The sequence below is a fragment of the Mesorhizobium sp. M0626 genome (genome assembly GCF_040320665.1).
Taxonomy (GTDB): domain Bacteria; phylum Pseudomonadota; class Alphaproteobacteria; order Rhizobiales; family Rhizobiaceae; genus Mesorhizobium.
This window is the reverse complement of the sequence record NZ_JAMYQD010000002.1, coordinates 174,059-189,628: the sequence shown is the minus strand read 5'-3', so window position 1 is coordinate 189,628 and position 15,570 is coordinate 174,059. Positions and strand designations below refer to the sequence as shown.

The window sequence follows — 15,570 nt, the reverse complement described above, 5'->3', positions numbered from 1 at the left end:
TCCGACCTTCAGACAAGCCCCGATCTCCCTATACAAGACCCGTTTTGGGCGCGTGCATAAGAATGGCTGCTTCGGTGCGGTTTCGCACCCTTAGCTTTTGAAATATCCGAGTCATGTGGTGTTTTACCGTTTTCTCCTGCAGGTTGAGACGTTTGGCGACTTCTTTATTGCTCAGTCCTTCGCCTACCAAAGAGATTATCCCAAGCTCGCGTCCCGAGAGATTGGCAACGAGATCGGTTGTGCGCTTTTCCGGCCGGATCAGTTCATTCAAAAGCTGCGCTGACAGGGTCGGCGAAACATATTTTTTTCCTGCGGCTATATAAGTCAGCACCTCGGCCAGCGATGCCGCCCCAATCCCTTTCAGCACATATCCGCGTACGCCCAGCCTGAGCGCCGTTGCCAAATCGGCGTTCGCCTCCGAGACGGTGAGCATGACGATCTTGCAGTCAGGCTGAGTTGCAAGAATATTTTCCGCTGCCGCCAGACCCCCTCCCGGCAAACTGATGTCTAGCAGCAATATGTCGGGATTTGCCAAGGCCGCAAGCTGTTCGGCATCCGTCGCGGTTTCGCCCGCACCAACGACTTCGAAGCCGCCGATTTCGGCGAGGCTGCGAGCCACACCCTCGCGAAACAGCGGATGATCATCAACAATGGCAATCCTTATGGGAGCGGTCATTTCTGGTCCTCGATGTTGAGCGTTATGGTCAGCCGGGTCCCCCTGGGGCTCGAAAAGGTCTCGAAGTGACCTCCGATACTTTCGATACGTTCCCTCATACCGGCGAGTCCAAGTCCTTCACACGATCCCGACTGGAATCCAGGGCCGTGATCAAGCACTTGAATGAGGAGCTTGCCCTGCGTCACTCTCGCCTTGACAGCCTGCCCCTTGCCCAGACCGTGTCGCCAGGCATTGTTCAGCCCCTCCTGCGCGAAGCGAAAGATGCTTATTTTCTCGGACGTCCCCAGGTCGGGCAGGCGAGATGGCAGTGAAAGCGATACGGAGGAGGCCGTCCGGCGTTCATGTTCGGCAACCGCAAGCCGCAATATCTCCGCGACTGTCGAAGCTTCGATCTGTGGCAGCACGAGGCCGGTGCAGATGGCGCGGATCTCCCGCATCGCCTCGTCCAACGTATGATGGATATCGGCGATCTCGGTCTTCCGGTGGCTTGGGGATGCGGCGGGATCGAGCAGCAGAGGGCTGTCCATGCGCAGCGCAGCCAGTGCGACCAGCTGAGCTGGACCGTCATGCAAATCAGACCCGATGCGACGCAAGTAACGCTCGTTGATTGCCGTTGCGCGGCGCGACGCCTGCTGGACGCGCTCCCGCAAAGCGGAATTCTGCTCCAAAAGCAACTGAAGTTCGGCCACTTGTGTCTCAAGCGCTGAACGCTGCGTTTCGATAGTGCTGCTGCCGCGAAGCACGATTCCCGAGAGCATCGCCAAGGCGACCGCGGTCGCGCCAGCCACGAGCAGCCAGCTCGACCATAGTGCCGAGTTTAAAGTGCCCTGAAGATCGTCGGCTATCTCGTAGAACTCGGAAACGGCCACAACATCGCCCGACCACGGCTCTCGAACCGGATTGTAGATCTCGAGCAGCGAGGCGGTGGGGCTCTTGCGTTCCTTCCTTTCATTTTCGTCCAGATCATTGAATTGCGCCACCACGTTTCCACCGAACGCATGCAGCAAGTTCGCATTTGGCTCGAAGGTCTGGCCGATAAGAGCCGCGTCTTTGGCGTACAGCACCTTGCCATCACGCCGCCAAAGCACGAAGGACGCCAGTTTTTTTCCGAGAGCACCCTGGTCCAGGGTTTCATCGAGTGCCCGTTTAACGGTGTCGCTGAGCTGCTGGCTTTTGCGCATGTCCGGCAGGATTGGCGCGATGACACTGTCGACGTAAAGCGCGGTCGTGCTTGCAGAGTTGCGGATCACTCCATCTCGTATTTGCGAGGTGACCCATAGGCCGACGACCAGCATCAGCGACAGCAGCCCAATGCTTCCGACTATGATGAACTGCCAAGCCAACGATAGCCTGTTCCAGTTTTGATAGAGACTATCAATGTAGCGCACGTCTCAACCGACCCCGCGAGCTTTGGCCGTGCCAAAATGCCTAAGCCATCCTACATCTAGAACGGTCGATGGTGCGAGCAAGCGCCAGGTTGAATTGCTGGGGAAACCGCCAATTCAGGGCATGATCCCACCGCCACCCGCGGGGAACGGCGGTGGGATCAGCGTTACTGTATGATCTTGACGATCTTCCGCGTGCCGGGGTCGACCAGCACGGTTCGCCCGTCGACCACAACGTAGCGATACTTGACGCTCGGCACTTCATGCAGTTCCACCGTGTCGGGAATGGCGGTCCCCACGTTCAATTCGACACCTGGAATCTTCACCGACGCAAGGGGCTGCTTTTTCACGTATTCGCGCACAACCGTTTCCTGCTCCGGCGCGATGATGACGTCTTGAGCAGCAACTACGCCGGCGCTCGCGAGCAGCAAGAATCCGGCAATTGCGGTCGACTGGTACATGGTCGTCATGATTCTCTCCTTCATGCGAGCAACGCTCATGCATCTTGCGCGAGCTCGATTCCGATACGGGTGGTGTTGATGAGGTTGATGCACACACCGGGAGCCGAACGGGCTTTTCGCGGCTGCGTTCCCGTGTGGGGCTTCGGTCCGGGCGTCATCGGGCCAATGGACGATAGGGGGAGGGACCAAAGTCTGGTGCCAGGCTGTAGAGGTCCTAGAGCCTCCTCAAGGCGGAACACAGGGTTCTCGGCATCGTTGAGATCAGCACTTGTGGGAGGCGTTAATGGACAACAGCGTCCATCAGGCACGATGGTTGCTCTTGCCTGTTTTCGGGGTAGCCATCCTGGTCATGACGACGGGAGTACTTCTAAGCTTGTGAGGCTGGTGTCATCGCTATGGGATCACAAGCTCAGGAAAAAACAAAATGTTGCGTTGCATTAATTGTTTGATGCAATTTGTAGGTGATTGTTGCAAATTACTGCCAACATTCATTGGTCTTCTTAGAAGCCCGATTTTATTCACAAAATGTGGAACAAAGTATTTTTGGCAGAGTTGGCTAGGCTGAGGGACCGACTCTTTAAGGAGAAAGCAGATGAAACATGTGTTGATCACGAGCATGATTGCGCTTGGCGTCGGGTGCGGCGCCGCGATCGCCCAGACCCAGGCCGTGCAGCCGAGCGGTGGCGACAACTGCGCCGCCGGCGCGGCCGATTGCCAGAAGGGCGGCAAGGCCGGCGAACAGGCGCAAGGCAAGATGAAGTCACAGACCGATCAGAATGCACAGGGCCAGGCTGGCGCCACGACCGATCAGCAGGCTCAGGGCAAAGCCAAGCTCAAGACGGATGAACAGGCACAGGGCAAGGCCGGGACCAGTACCGAGCAGAATGCTCAGGGTCAGGCCGGCGCCACGACCGATCAGCAGGCTCAGGGCAAGGCCAAGCTCAAGACGGATGAACAGGCCCAGGGCAAGGCCGGGACCAGCACCGAGCAGAATGCTCAGGGCCAGACCGGCACCAGCACCGAGAAGCAGGCTCAGGGCAAGGCCAAGCTCAAGACGGATGAACAGGCCCAAGGCAAGGCCGGGACCAGCACCGAGCAGAACGCTCAGGGCCAGACCGGCACCAGCACCGAGAAGCAGGCTCAGGGCAAAGCCGGGACCAGCACCGAGCAGAACGCTCAGGGCCAGACCGGCACCAGCACGGACCAGCAGGCCCAGGGCAAGGCCGGGACCACCACCGAGCAGAACGCTCAGGGCAACACAAACGTTCAGACCGACCAGGGCAATACGGCCTCGATCAACAACGTGACAGTCGAGCAGAAGACGCAGGTCACGCAGATCATCCACGAGACCAGGGTTGAGCCGGTGAAGAACGTCGACTTCGACATTTCGGTCGGCATCGAGGTGCCGCGGCACAAAGTGCGCCTGCACCGTCTGCCGGCGCGCATTGTCAAGATCGTCCCGGCTTACGAATCCTATGAGTACTTCGTGCTGGCCGACGGGCGCATCGTCATCGTCGACCCGGATACGTACAAGATCGTGCTGATCCTGACGTGACACGGCAGTGACTCTTGTTCCCGGCGCGGTGCGATTGAGGGGTATCGTATGCGCCGCGGTGGCCCGCCGACCAGAGGCGGCGGGCCACTTGCTTTGTCTTTCGCATCGCGCGTTTTTCCCGTTGACACCTTGCCTTTCACCCTCGTAGTGTCCGCCACGATGAAAAAGGCACTCATTCTCGTAGGAAAGCGCGTGGGCAAGGCGGTGTAACCGCCGGGCGAAAACCTCCCATGCGCAACACACAGGCTCCCATCGGGGGCCTTTTTTATTGCCCGAAACACGACTAAACGACCAGCAATCGCCTCATGGCTAGAAGTACGGGACCAGACCGATGAGCAACGGACAGAACGAACGGCGCGAAATGCCAAACAGGGAAATGACTGGCGCCGAAATGGTGGTGCAGGCGCTGAAGGACAATGGCGTCAAGCATGTCTTCGGTTATCCCGGCGGCGCGGTGCTTCCGATCTATGACGAAATCTTCCAGCAGGACGAGGTCGAGCACATCCTCGTCCGCCACGAGCAAGGCGCAGGGCATGCGGCCGAAGGCTATGCCCGCTCGACCGGCAAGGCCGGCGTCATGCTGGTGACCTCCGGCCCGGGCGCCACCAATGCGGTGACGCCGCTGCAGGATGCGCTGATGGATTCGATCCCGCTGGTCTGCCTGACCGGGCAGGTGCCGACTTCGCTGATCGGCTCCGACGCGTTCCAGGAGTGCGACACGGTCGGCATCACGCGCCCCTGCACCAAGCACAACTGGCTGGTGAAGGACGTCAACGAATTGGCCGCCACCATCCATGAGGCCTTCCATGTCGCGACGACCGGCCGCCCCGGCCCGGTGGTGGTCGACATTCCGAAGGATGTGCAGTTCGCCAAAGGCATCTATGTGCCGCCGCAGGCGGCGCCGCGCACCAGCTACCAGCCGAAGGTCCAGGGCGACCTGGAAAAGATCAAGGCCGCCGTCGAACTGATGGCCAGCGCCAAGAAGCCGATCATCTATTCGGGCGGCGGCGTCATCAACTCCGGTCCGGAGGCCAGCCATCTTCTGCGCGAACTGGTCGACCTCACCGGCTTCCCGATCACCTCGACGCTGATGGGCCTCGGCGCGTATCCGGCATCGGGCAAGAACTGGATGGGCATGCTGGGCATGCACGGCACTTATGAAGCCAATATGGCGATGCATGATTGCGACGTGATGATCTGCATCGGCGCGCGCTTCGACGACCGCATCACCGGACGGCTGACCGCCTTCTCGCCCAACTCGAAGAAGATCCACATCGACATCGATCCATCGTCGATCAACAAGAACGTGCACACGGAAGTGCCCATCATCGGCGATGTCGGCCGGGTGCTGGAGGACATGGTGCGGCTGTGGCGGGCGAGCGCCAAGGCCGACAAGAAGGCGCTCCATCCCTGGTGGGAGCAGATCGCCAAATGGCGCGCGCGTGACTCGCTCGCGTTCAAGATGAACCACGATGTGATCATGCCGCAATATGCCATCCAGCGGCTCTACGAACTGACCAAGGACATGGACACCTACATCACCACCGAGGTCGGCCAGCACCAGATGTGGGCGGCGCAGCACTATCATTTCGAGAAGCCGAACCGCTGGATGACGTCGGGCGGGTTGGGCACGATGGGCTACGGTCTGCCGGCTGCGCTCGGCGTGCAGATCGCGCACCCGGACGCGCTGGTCATCGACATCGCAGGCGACGCCTCGGTGCAGATGACCATGCAGGAGATGAGCGCGGCGGTGCAGCACAATGCGCCGATCAAGATCTTCATCCTCAACAACCAGTATATGGGCATGGTGCGTCAGTGGCAGCAGCTGCTGCACGGCAACCGCCTGTCGCATTCCTATACCGAAGCGATGCCCGACTTCGTCAAGCTGGCTGACGCCTATGGCGGCCACGGCATTCGTTGCGAGAAGCCGGACGAGTTGGACGATGCGATCAAGGAGATGATCGCGGTGAAGAAGCCGGTGCTGTTCGATTGCCGGGTGGCGACGCTCGCCAACTGCTTCCCGATGATCCCGTCGGGCAAGGCGCATAATGAAATGCTCCTGCCCGACGAGGCGACCGACGAAGCCGTGGCCAACGCCATCGACGCCAAGGGCAGGGAACTGGTCTAGGTCCAAGCCGGGGCAGGGCTGTCGCGAGAAGCCGTGCGCAAACAGAGAATTAGCTCAAAGTCTGAAAACGAGATTCATGTCATGAACGCACAGCTTCAACCGACCGGCTCCGCCTATTTCATCGCCAAGGAAACGGAAAAGCCGGAGAACCACACGCTCTCCGTTCTGGTCGACAATGAGCCCGGCGTGCTTGCCCGGGTCATCGGCCTGTTTTCCGGCCGCGGTTATAACATCGAGAGCCTCACCGTCTCCGAGACCGAACACGAGAAGCACCTGTCACGCATCACCATCGTGACGCGCGGCACGCCGCATGTGCTGGAGCAGATCAAGCATCAGCTCGAACGCATCGTACCGGTGCATCGCGTCGTCGATCTCACCGTGCGCTCGCACGAGTTCGGCCAGGAGCGGCCGCTGGAACGCGAGTTGGCGCTGGTCAAGGTCGCCGGCACCGGCGAAGCCCGCGTCGAGGCGCTGCGTCTGGCGGACGCTTTTCGCGCTTCGGTCATCGACGCCAACACCGAGCACTTCATCTTCGAGATTACCGGCAAGGGTTCGAAGCTCGACCAGTTCATCGCCATCATGAAGCCGCTCGGCCTGGTCGAGATCTGCCGCACCGGCGTGGCGGCGATGAACCGCGGCCCGCAAGGGATGTAGTCTCAGTCCAACTATTTTACCGGCTTGGGATCGACCTTGCCGCTCGCCAGATTCTTACTCTCCCTTTTGATCGGGCGCGATACCGGACAGACGTCCTGGACGAAGCCGTTCAGCGTGTTAACCAGATTGTTCTGGACCAGCGAGTAGCGGATGAATTGTCCCTGCCGCTCTCTGGCGATGAGGCCGGCCGTCTCCAGGATGCTCAGATGCTGCGAGATCGACGGCTTCGACATGTCGAAGCGCGCCGCGATCTCGCCCGCGGTCAGCGAGGAGTGGGCGAGATAGGCGAGGATCTTGCGCCTCGGCTGCGATGACAGCGCCTCGAACACGCGCTGTATGGCGCTGCTTGCCCCGATAGCCGTGTCGCCATCCGCTGCATTGTCTTCGATCACCGCCTGCCTCTGTCGTTTCGCTTCCGGTATTTAGTCTATTGCCTAAATACCTAAATCGGAATAGTAGATAGTTAGCTTATTGCCTAAATAAGCGCCGGCGCGCCGGAAGGCAAGGCTCTTTGGTCCGGAAATGTTTCCTGCAGAGGAGGGGTACCGATGAAGACCATATCCACAGGCAGAATGATCTCGCAGCCCTTGAGCGATGCCGAAGATGGCGAGGTCGTCTGGATGCCGGCCAAGTCGATCTGGGTCGGTGCGATGACGCTGATTGCGTTGGTGTTCGGGCCGCTGACCTTCAGCTGGAGCGCTTTCGCCCTGTTCGTAGCGACGACGGCGGTGACGATCTGCGCCGGACACTCGGTCGGCATGCATCGCCTGCTCATCCATCGCTCGTTCAAGGTTCACATCTGGCTCAAACACGCGCTGGTCTATCTCGGCACGCTCGTCGGCATGGCCGGTCCGTTCGGCATGATCTATGCGCATGACATACGAGACTGGGCGCAGCGCCAGACGGCTTGTCACGACCTGCACGCCCACCGCCGGCCTTTCTTCACCGACGCTTTCTGGCAAATGCATTGCGCCGTAGCGTTGCGCAATCCGCCTGACTTCGTCATCGAGCCGTCGATCAGAAACGACCGCTTCTACAAATTCGTCGAGCGGACCTGGATGCTGCAGCAACTGCCGTGGGCGATCCTTTTCTTGCTCCTCGGCGGGTGGAGCTGGGTGGTCTGGGGCATTGCGGTGCGTATCTCCGTGTCGCTGACCGGGCATTGGCTGGTCGGGCATTTCGCACATCGCAGCGGGCAGCAGGGCTGGCGCGTCGATGGCGTTGCCGTGCAGGGCTACAACCTGCCGCGTTTCGGCCTGGTGACCTTTGGCGAGAGTTTCCACGGCAATCACCATGCGTTTCCCGAATCCGCAAAGCTCGGCCTGGAACGCGGGCAGATCGATCTCGGCTGGCTCTTCATCCGCATCCTGGCTGCCCTCGGCCTCGCGCATGGCGTGAAGCTTCCCGGGAACACGCCGAGGCGCAAAGGCCTGCGGCGTGTGGCTGGCCGTCAGGAGGCCGCCGCCGCTCCCAGCCTGTTGTCGGCGCGGGCCCACGGCAGGTAGACTGTGCCGGCCTGGCTGGCTCGGGATAGGCGGATCACGGCGGAGCGCTTTGGACCAATGGAATGAGGTTGCGTCCAGCGCTCTGTCGATTTAAGTCAGCATTGCTGACCTTTGTGAGCCGTCATGACCCTCGACGCTTTCCTTGCCCTTTTGGTCTACGCCTTCGTGACCTCGATCACGCCGGGGCCGAACAACCTCATGCTCTTGGCGTCGGGCGTGAATTTCGGCCTGGTCAGAACCATCCCGCATATGCTGGGCATCAGCATGGGTTTCCTGGTGCTGTTGCTTGCTGTCGGCTTTGGCCTGGGCGCGGTGCTTACGGCGTTTCCGGCCTTGCACACCGGATTGAAGATCGCCGGCGCTGCCTATCTGCTCTATCTCGCCTGGAAGATCGCCATGTCGCGCTCGCTGTCCAGCAAGGGTGAGACGGAGGCACGGCCGATGCGGTTCATCGAGGCAGCCGCATTCCAGTGGGTCAATGCGAAAGCCTGGGTGATGGCGATCACCGCCATGGCCGTCTACTCCAATCCGGACCACCCGTTCCTGTCGGTGGCGCTGATCGCGATCGCCTTCACCGTCGTCAACCTGCCGAGCGTCTCGATGTGGGCCGGTTTCGGCACAGCGCTGCGCGGGTTCCTGTCGGATCCGGTGCGGCTGAAATGGTTCAACATCGCCATGGGCGTGCTCTTGGCGGCGACGCTCTGGCCGATGCTGAAATAGACGCATCCCGCCTGAGATCTCAACCGCATCCTGGCTGGTTTTCCGACTGCTGAGCCGGCTGCATAGTCATTGTGCAGTGCACATTAAATCTTCGTAATGCCGTGTTTTGGCCCTTTTCCGACAAATGTGCGTCCTATCTACTTCGGCGAGATCGCGGCAAGGCGCCGTGATTGCGTAGAATGAGACCACCGGGTTCGGCGTGTCGGATCATAGGGCTTTTAGTCGATGCGCGGTAAAGTCGTTCTGGCGGTGGTGGTGGCAGCGGCCTGTGTCGCCGCGGCATGGGTCTATTTTTCGCCGGCGGCGATGAGCAGTCTGCAGCAGATGCTGCCGGGCGCCAGGCAGACGGCAGCGGCGGACAAGCCGGCTGGATCGGACAAGGCTTCGGCCGACAAGGCAGGGGGCAAATCCGGCGCCGGCGGCAATGCCGCCCGTTCGGCCTCGATCGTCTCGGCCACCGCGACAACGGCCGATTTTCCGATCCGCCGTTACGCCATCGGCTTCGTGTCGTCGCCGGCCGTGGTCAACATCAACGCCCGCGTGTCCAGCCAGATCGTATCGATCGACGTCAAGGACGGCCAGATGGTGAAGGCCGGCGACCTGCTGTTCTCGCTCGACGACAGGGCGCTCAAGGCGCAGCTTGCCAAGGATCAGGCGACGCTCGCCAAGGACCAGGCGCTGCTAACCAGTTCGGGCTCCGACCTTCAGCGCGCCAAGGATCTCGTCGCCAAGCAGGCCGGCACGCAGCAGACTTACGATCAGGCGGTGGCGGCGCAAAAGGCTGCCGCGGCGACGGTCGATGCCGACAAGGCGACGATCGACGCCGACAATGTCCAGCTCGGCTTTGCCAGCATCAAGGCGCCGATTGCCGGCCGGCTGGGCGCGGTCAACGTTTCGGTCGGTGACCTCGTCACCTTGAGCAACGGCAACTCGAGCACGGCCACGCCGCTGGTGACGATCACCGAGATGGATCCGCTGCAAGTCAACTTCAACCTGCCGGAGAGCAACCTGGCGCTGCTGCACAAGGCGCTGGCCAACCCGCAGCAAGGCGCGGTGACGCTGACCAAGGATGGCGATCCGACGCCGATCGGCAACGGCACGCTCGACTTCGTCGATTCCAGCGTCGACACCGCGTCCGGCACCATCGCGACACGGGCGAGCATTCCCAACGCCGATCTTTCACTGTGGCCCGGCCAATATGTGAATGTCGTGCTCGACGCTGGCATCATGCCGCAGATGACATCCATCCCGACCGTTGCCGTGCAGCCCAGCCAAAAGGGACCGTTCGTCTATGTCGTCAAGCCCGACAACACGGTCGAGATGCGACCGGTGCAGGTGGCGCTGACCGAAGGCGAAAACAGCGCCATCAGCGAGGGCGTCAAATCAGGCGAGAAGGTGGTGGTCGAGGGCCAGACCAGGCTGAAGGACGGCGCCGCCATTCACGAAGGCAAGGCGGCCGGCGGTGATCAAGCTGCTCCCAAGGTCGCCGAGGCCGGCAAGGCGGCTGCCCAATGATTTCCGAATTCTGCATACGCAGGCCTGTCGCCACGCTGCTGATGTCGTTCGCCCTCGTGCTGGGCGGGCTGTTCGCCTACAAGTTCCTGCCGGTGGCGGCGCTGCCGAGCGCCGAATTCCCGGTCGTCAACGTCTCGGCCACCCTGGCCGGCGCTTCGCCCGAAACCATGGCCACTTCGGTGGCGACGCCGCTGATCAAGCAGTTCGCCACCATTGCCGGCATCGATTCGATCTCGACCAGCAATTCGCTGGGACGCACCTCGATCGCCATCCAGTTCGTGCTCAACAGGGATATCGACGCTGCCGCCGCCGATGTGCAGGCAGCGATCGCGCGCACGCAGCGCCAGCTGCCGCCCGAGATGACGGCGCCGCCGAGCTATCGCAAGGTCAATCCGGCCGACGCGCCGATCCTTTTGATGTCGCTGGTCAGCGACACGGTTCCGCTCACCGACCTCGACGCCTTCGCCGAAAACGTCATCTCGCCCTCGCTGTCGACCATCGACGGCGTGGCGCAGGTGTCGATCTTCGGCCAGCAGAAATATGCGGTGCGCGTGCAGATCGATCCGACCGCACTTGCCGCGCGCGGCATTTCGATCGATCAGCTGCAGACGGCGATCGCCTCGGCCAACTCAAACACGCCGCTTGGCGTGTTGCAGAACGACAAGCAGCAGCTGACCATCACGGCCAATACGCAGCTCACCGATGCCGCCGGGTTCTCCAACCTCATCATCGCCACCAAGAACGGCCATCCGGTGCGGCTGGGCGAGGTGACCCGCGTCATCGACTCGGTCGAGACCACGACGACTGCAAGCTGGTATGACGGCACGCGCGCCATCATCCTGGCGGTGCAGCGCCAGCCCGACGCCAACACCGTCGACGTCGTCGACAAGGTCAAGGCGATGCTGCCGTCGTTCAAGGACCAAATGCCGGCCGCCGCCGACATCAAGCTGCTCAACGACCGTTCGACCTCGATCCGCCAGGCCGTCGACGACGTCCAGTTCACGCTGCTTCTGACGATCGCTTTGGTGGTGACGGTGATCTTCGTCTTCCTGCGCCGGGTGACCGCAACCATCATTCCGGCCGTGGCGGTGCCGATCTCGCTGATCGCGACGCTCGGCGCCATGTTCCTGTTCGGCTTTTCCATCGACAACATCTCGCTGATGGGACTGACGCTCGCAGTCGGCCTCGTCGTCGACGACGCCATCGTCATGCTGGAAAACATCTTTCGCCACATGGAGGAGGACGGTCTCTCGGCCTTCGATGCCTCGCTGAAGGGCGCGCGCGAAATCGGCTTCACCATCATCTCGATCTCGATCTCGCTGGTGGCGGTGTTCATCCCCGTGCTTCTAATGGGCGGCGTCATCGGCCGCATCTTCAACGAATTCGCCGTCGTGGTGACGGTCGCGATCCTTGCCTCGATGTTCGTCTCGCTGACGCTGACGCCGATGCTGTGCTCAAGGCTGCTGTCGGTGACCAAGGCCGATCGCGACAAGCACGCCCCCGGCCACAAGCAGGACTTCGTCACCCGCGGCTATGATCGGCTTCTGACATTCTGCCTGCGCCACACTTTCCTGGTGTTCCTCGTTTTTGTCGGCACGGCGGCAGGGTCGGTGTGGCTGATCGAAGTCTCGCCGAAAGGCTTTTTCCCGCAAGAGGATATCGGCCAGATCTCGGTGACGACGATCGCCAGGCAGGACATCTCCTACGACGCCATGGTCAAGCTGCAGAACCAGGCGGCAAGTGTCTTCTCGCGTTCGCCCTATGTCTCGCATGTGGCCTGGTCAGCCGGCGGCGGCAACAATGCGCTGAACCAGGGCCAGCTCTATGTGCAGCTGAAGGACAAGAGCCAGCGCCCCGACATCGATAAGGTGCTGTCGGATCTGCGGCGGCAGCTGGCCGTCGTGCCGGGGATCGATGCCTATATGCAGCCGGTGCAGAACCTGCGACTTGGCGCGCGTTCTTCCGCCAGCGCCTACCAGCTCGTCGTTCAGGGCCTCGATACCGGCCTGACCGACACATGGGCGCAAAAGCTCAACGATGCGATGGCGGCCGATCATGCGAATTTCACCGACGTCACCAGCGATCTGCAGAACAATTCATTGCAGGCGACGCTGGTGGTCGATCGCGACAAGGCGGCGTCGCTCGGCATCGACACCGACACGCTGCGCTCCAGTCTCTATGGCGGCTTCGGCACGGAGCAGGTCTCGACGATCTTCGGCTCGGCCGACAGCTACGAAGTCATCATGGAGCTCGATCCCAACATCGAATGGTCGCCCGAGCGCATGCTGGCCATCCAGGTCAGGACGGCAAGCGGCAGCCTGGTGCCGCTCGGCGCCTTTGCCCGCGTCGACCGCACTGCCGGCGCGCTGACGGTCAACCAGCTCGGCCAGCTGCCGGCGGTGACCATCTCCTACAACCTGCCGCAAGGCGTGGCGCTGGGCGACAGCACGGCCCGCATCGCCGCGCTGAAGGAGCAGATCGGCATGCCGCCGGCGATTTCGACCAGCTTTGCCGGCACCGCCAAGACCTTCCAGGATTCGCTGGCCAATCAGGGCCTGCTGATCGGCGGCGCCGTTCTGACCATCTATATCGTACTCGGCATCCTCTATGAGAGCTTTATCCATCCGCTGACCATTCTGACCGGCCTGCCTTCGGCGGTGCTGGGCGCGGTGGTCGCGCTGCGCTTTGCCGGCATGGACCTGTCGGTGATCGCGGTGATCGGCATCCTGATGCTGATCGGCATCGTCAAGAAGAACGGCATCATGATGGTCGACGTCGCGCTGGAGCTGCGACGAGAAGGCATGTCGGCCAAGGAATCCATACACAAGGCGTGCCTGATGCGTTTCAGGCCGATCATGATGACGACGTTGGCGGCGCTGATGGGCACGTTCCCGATCGCGCTCGGCACCGGCGCCAGTGCTGAGCTGCGCCAGCCGCTCGGTGTCGCGGTGGTTGGCGGTCTCCTGGCGTCGCAGGCGCTGACGCTGTTCGTCACCCCTGTCATCTATGTCTATTTCGAGAATTTCTCCGGCTGGCTGGTGAGCTTCTTCTCTTGGAAAAAGAACAGGCCGGAGCTGCATGCGGTCGAGAGCGGCGAGCAGGCCTCGCTGTTCGCTCCCGAGGATCGGCTCGAGCCGCAAAGGGCCGCCGCCGAATAGGCGATAGCCCGTGGCCCAAGCTGTCATGCTTGCGGCCGCGTGCCGCCGATCCTAATCTGAGGGTCATGTCCCATGATCATGACCACGACAATGAGCTCGACCCATTTGCGGCGCGCGTGCGCGCGCTGGAGACCATCCTCACCGAAAAAGGCCTGATCGATCCGGCGGCGATCGACGTCATCGTCGACACCTACGAGACCAAGATCGGGCCGCGCAACGGCGCCAGGGCGGTGGCGAAAGCCTGGAGCGATCCGGCCTTTGCCGAGTGGCTGAAGCGCGACGCGACTGCGGCGATCACCTCGCTGGGCTACACCGGCCGCCAGGGCGAGCACATGCAGGCGGTGTTCAACACGGACGAGACGCACAACCTCGTCGTCTGCACGCTGTGCTCCTGCTATCCGTGGTCGGTGCTCGGCCTGCCGCCGGTCTGGTACAAGGCGCCGCCCTATCGCTCGCGCGCCGTGATCGATCCGCGCGGCGTGCTGGAGGAGTTCGGGCTGACCTTGCCGGCGGAGAAAAACATCCGCGTCTGGGATTCGACTGCCGAACTGCGCTATCTCGTGGTGCCGATGCGGCCTGACGGTACCGAAGGCTGGAGTGAGGACCAACTCGCCGAACTGGTCAGCCGCGATGCGATGATCGGCACGGCGGTGGCCAAAGAACCCGGGACAAAGAAGGTACCGGCATGAACGGGCCGCAGGATCTCGGTGGGCAGATGGGTTTCGGGCCGGTCGCGCCCGAAAAGGACGAACCGTATTTTCATGCGGATTGGGAGAGGCGGGCGCTCGGCGTGACGCTGACTGCCGGCGCCATGGGCGCGTGGAACATCGACGAGAGCCGGCACGCCAGGGAATCGCTGCATCCGGCCGTCTATTATTCCTCAAGCTACTACCAGATATGGATCAAAGCGCTCGAGGTGCTGCTGAAGCGCCATGGCTTCGTCAGCGAGCGCGATCTGACGGAAGGTCGGGCGGTCGATCCGGCGGCGACGCCCAAAAGGGTGTTGAAGGCCGAAAACGTTCCGGCGGTGCTGGCCAAGGGCAGTCCCTGCGACCGGCCGGTCGAGACGGCGCCGCGCTTCAAGGCCGGCGACCCGGTGCGGACAAGGAATTTCAATCCCACCGCCCACACGAGGCTGCCGCGTTATGCGCGCGGCAAGCACGGAGTTGTCGAGGCCGTGCGTGACGGTTTTGTGTTCCCCGACAGCAACGCGCATGGCAACGGTGAAAACCCGCAATGGGTCTATACCGTGGTCTTCGATGGCTCGGAAATCTGGGGCGAGGGCGCCGACCCGACGCTGACCGTCTCGATCGATGCCTGGGAGAGCTATCTTGAGCCGGCCTGAAGGTGCACTGCCGGCGGGTCTGGACGAACCGGTATTCGCCGAACCCTGGCAGGCCGAAGCCTTCGCCATGACGGTGGCGCTGCACGACAAGGGCCTGTTTTCCTGGGCCGAATGGGCCGATGCGCTGTCGGCGCAAGTGAACAAGCCGGGCGCCGCAAGCGATGGCCACGATTATTACGAGCATTGGCTGGCTGCGCTGGAGACGCTGCTGGCGGCCAAGGGCGTCGCGGGAAAAAGTGACGTCGACACGCTCGCCGCCGCCTGGGAACGCGCCGCGCATGCAACCCCGCACGGCAAGCCGATTTTGTTGGAGAACGATCCCGGGCCGACCAGAGGTAGCGGCGGCGGCGCGAACATATAGTCCGCCTGTGGTTGGTGTTTGAAATCTGGCGGCCGATGCAACTAATTTTCGACGACCATGCGTTCGTCGTCCCCATAGACAAACGCCTCAACGACGGCGAAGCGGCC

14 protein-coding genes are annotated in these 15,570 nt (G+C 62.0%); 10 read left to right on the top strand and 4 right to left on the bottom strand.

Features of this window, described 5'->3' with window-relative positions:
• Window positions 1-28: 28 nt before the first annotated feature.
• The 3 genes from NKI37_RS02975 to NKI37_RS02965 form a co-directional block, all read right to left on the bottom strand.
• Window positions 29-676, bottom strand: coding sequence for a response regulator (locus NKI37_RS02975; protein ID WP_023805520.1), 648 nt, complete (start codon window positions 674-676; stop codon window positions 29-31).
• The gene (locus NKI37_RS02970) at window positions 673-2,064 is read right to left on the bottom strand and encodes a sensor histidine kinase (RefSeq protein WP_023690914.1); all 1,392 of its coding nucleotides are present in this window, start codon (window positions 2,062-2,064) and stop codon (window positions 673-675) included. Before NKI37_RS02970 ends, NKI37_RS02975 begins: the two co-directional genes overlap by 4 nt.
• 164 nt (window positions 2,065-2,228) lie before the next feature.
• Entirely contained in the window at window positions 2,229-2,531 is a 303-nt protein-coding gene (locus tag NKI37_RS02965; RefSeq protein WP_023731684.1) for a DUF1236 domain-containing protein, read from the bottom strand.
• A 583-nt stretch (window positions 2,532-3,114) separates the two neighbouring features.
• Between NKI37_RS02965 and NKI37_RS02960 the strand changes: the two genes are divergently transcribed.
• The 3 genes from NKI37_RS02960 to ilvN all read left to right on the top strand — a co-directional run bounded on the left by NKI37_RS02960 (window position 3,115) and on the right by ilvN (window position 6,859).
• The gene (locus tag NKI37_RS02960) at window positions 3,115-4,077 is read left to right on the top strand and encodes a DUF1236 domain-containing protein (RefSeq protein WP_023668350.1); all 963 of its coding nucleotides are present in this window, start codon (window positions 3,115-3,117) and stop codon (window positions 4,075-4,077) included.
• 331 nt (window positions 4,078-4,408) lie between these two features.
• Window positions 4,409-6,205 (top strand): acetolactate synthase 3 large subunit, encoded by a 1,797-nt coding sequence (locus NKI37_RS02955; protein ID WP_023668351.1) that lies wholly within the window; start codon window positions 4,409-4,411, stop codon window positions 6,203-6,205.
• 81 nt (window positions 6,206-6,286) lie between these two features.
• Complete coding sequence (gene ilvN, locus NKI37_RS02950; protein ID WP_023668352.1) at window positions 6,287-6,859, top strand: acetolactate synthase small subunit; 573 nt, start codon at window positions 6,287-6,289, stop codon at window positions 6,857-6,859.
• Between the two features lie 11 nt (window positions 6,860-6,870).
• On the opposite strand, the gene NKI37_RS02945 is transcribed toward ilvN, so the two are convergent.
• Complete coding sequence (locus NKI37_RS02945) at window positions 6,871-7,251, bottom strand: metalloregulator ArsR/SmtB family transcription factor (protein ID WP_023702997.1); 381 nt, start codon at window positions 7,249-7,251, stop codon at window positions 6,871-6,873.
• Window positions 7,252-7,407: 156 nt separating this feature from the next.
• Here NKI37_RS02945 and NKI37_RS02940 point away from each other — a divergent pair, with 156 nt between their 5' ends.
• From NKI37_RS02940 to NKI37_RS02910, 7 genes are all read left to right on the top strand, one after another.
• A complete protein-coding gene (locus NKI37_RS02940) occupies window positions 7,408-8,364 on the top strand; it encodes an acyl-CoA desaturase (RefSeq protein WP_023714739.1) in 957 nt (318 codons plus the stop codon).
• 123 nt (window positions 8,365-8,487) lie between these two features.
• Window positions 8,488-9,084, top strand: a complete 597-nt coding sequence (locus tag NKI37_RS02935; RefSeq protein WP_023688075.1) for a LysE family translocator — start codon at window positions 8,488-8,490, stop codon at window positions 9,082-9,084.
• A gap of 225 nt (window positions 9,085-9,309) precedes the next feature.
• Window positions 9,310-10,599: an efflux RND transporter periplasmic adaptor subunit gene (locus NKI37_RS02930; protein WP_023688076.1), complete on the top strand. Its 1,290-nt coding sequence runs from the start codon at window positions 9,310-9,312 to the stop codon at window positions 10,597-10,599.
• Complete coding sequence (locus NKI37_RS02925; RefSeq protein WP_352789981.1) at window positions 10,596-13,757, top strand: efflux RND transporter permease subunit; 3,162 nt, start codon at window positions 10,596-10,598, stop codon at window positions 13,755-13,757. Before NKI37_RS02930 ends, NKI37_RS02925 begins: the two co-directional genes overlap by 4 nt.
• A gap of 65 nt (window positions 13,758-13,822) precedes the next feature.
• Window positions 13,823-14,446 carry a nitrile hydratase subunit alpha gene (gene nthA / locus NKI37_RS02920; RefSeq protein ID WP_023690920.1) on the top strand — a complete coding sequence of 208 codons (624 nt, stop codon included), beginning with the start codon at window positions 13,823-13,825 and terminating at the stop codon, window positions 14,444-14,446.
• Window positions 14,443-15,102 carry a nitrile hydratase subunit beta gene (nthB, locus tag NKI37_RS02915; RefSeq protein WP_023690921.1) on the top strand — a complete coding sequence of 220 codons (660 nt, stop codon included), beginning with the start codon at window positions 14,443-14,445 and terminating at the stop codon, window positions 15,100-15,102. Before nthA ends, nthB begins: the two co-directional genes overlap by 4 nt.
• Window positions 15,089-15,463: a nitrile hydratase accessory protein gene (locus tag NKI37_RS02910; protein WP_023690922.1), complete on the top strand. Its 375-nt coding sequence runs from the start codon at window positions 15,089-15,091 to the stop codon at window positions 15,461-15,463. Before nthB ends, NKI37_RS02910 begins: the two co-directional genes overlap by 14 nt.
• Window positions 15,464-15,570: the final 107 nt, after the last annotated feature.

Excerpts from the sequence above, each read along its gene's own strand:
- NKI37_RS02975 (WP_023805520.1), bottom strand. The coding sequence starts at position 676 with ATGACCGCTCCCATAAGGATTGCCATTGTTGATGATCATCCGCTGTTT.
- NKI37_RS02965 (WP_023731684.1), bottom strand. The coding sequence starts at position 2,531 with ATGACGACCATGTACCAGTCGACCGCAATTGCCGGATTCTTGCTGCTC.
- NKI37_RS02960 (WP_023668350.1), top strand. The coding sequence starts at position 3,115 with ATGAAACATGTGTTGATCACGAGCATGATTGCGCTTGGCGTCGGGTGC.
- NKI37_RS02955 (WP_023668351.1), top strand. The coding sequence starts at position 4,409 with ATGAGCAACGGACAGAACGAACGGCGCGAAATGCCAAACAGGGAAATG.
- ilvN (WP_023668352.1), top strand. The coding sequence starts at position 6,287 with ATGAACGCACAGCTTCAACCGACCGGCTCCGCCTATTTCATCGCCAAG.
- NKI37_RS02940 (WP_023714739.1), top strand. The coding sequence starts at position 7,408 with ATGAAGACCATATCCACAGGCAGAATGATCTCGCAGCCCTTGAGCGAT.
- NKI37_RS02935 (WP_023688075.1), top strand. The coding sequence starts at position 8,488 with ATGACCCTCGACGCTTTCCTTGCCCTTTTGGTCTACGCCTTCGTGACC.
- NKI37_RS02930 (WP_023688076.1), top strand. The coding sequence starts at position 9,310 with ATGCGCGGTAAAGTCGTTCTGGCGGTGGTGGTGGCAGCGGCCTGTGTC.
- NKI37_RS02925 (WP_352789981.1), top strand. The coding sequence starts at position 10,596 with ATGATTTCCGAATTCTGCATACGCAGGCCTGTCGCCACGCTGCTGATG.
- nthA (WP_023690920.1), top strand. The coding sequence starts at position 13,823 with ATGTCCCATGATCATGACCACGACAATGAGCTCGACCCATTTGCGGCG.
- nthB (WP_023690921.1), top strand. The coding sequence starts at position 14,443 with ATGAACGGGCCGCAGGATCTCGGTGGGCAGATGGGTTTCGGGCCGGTC.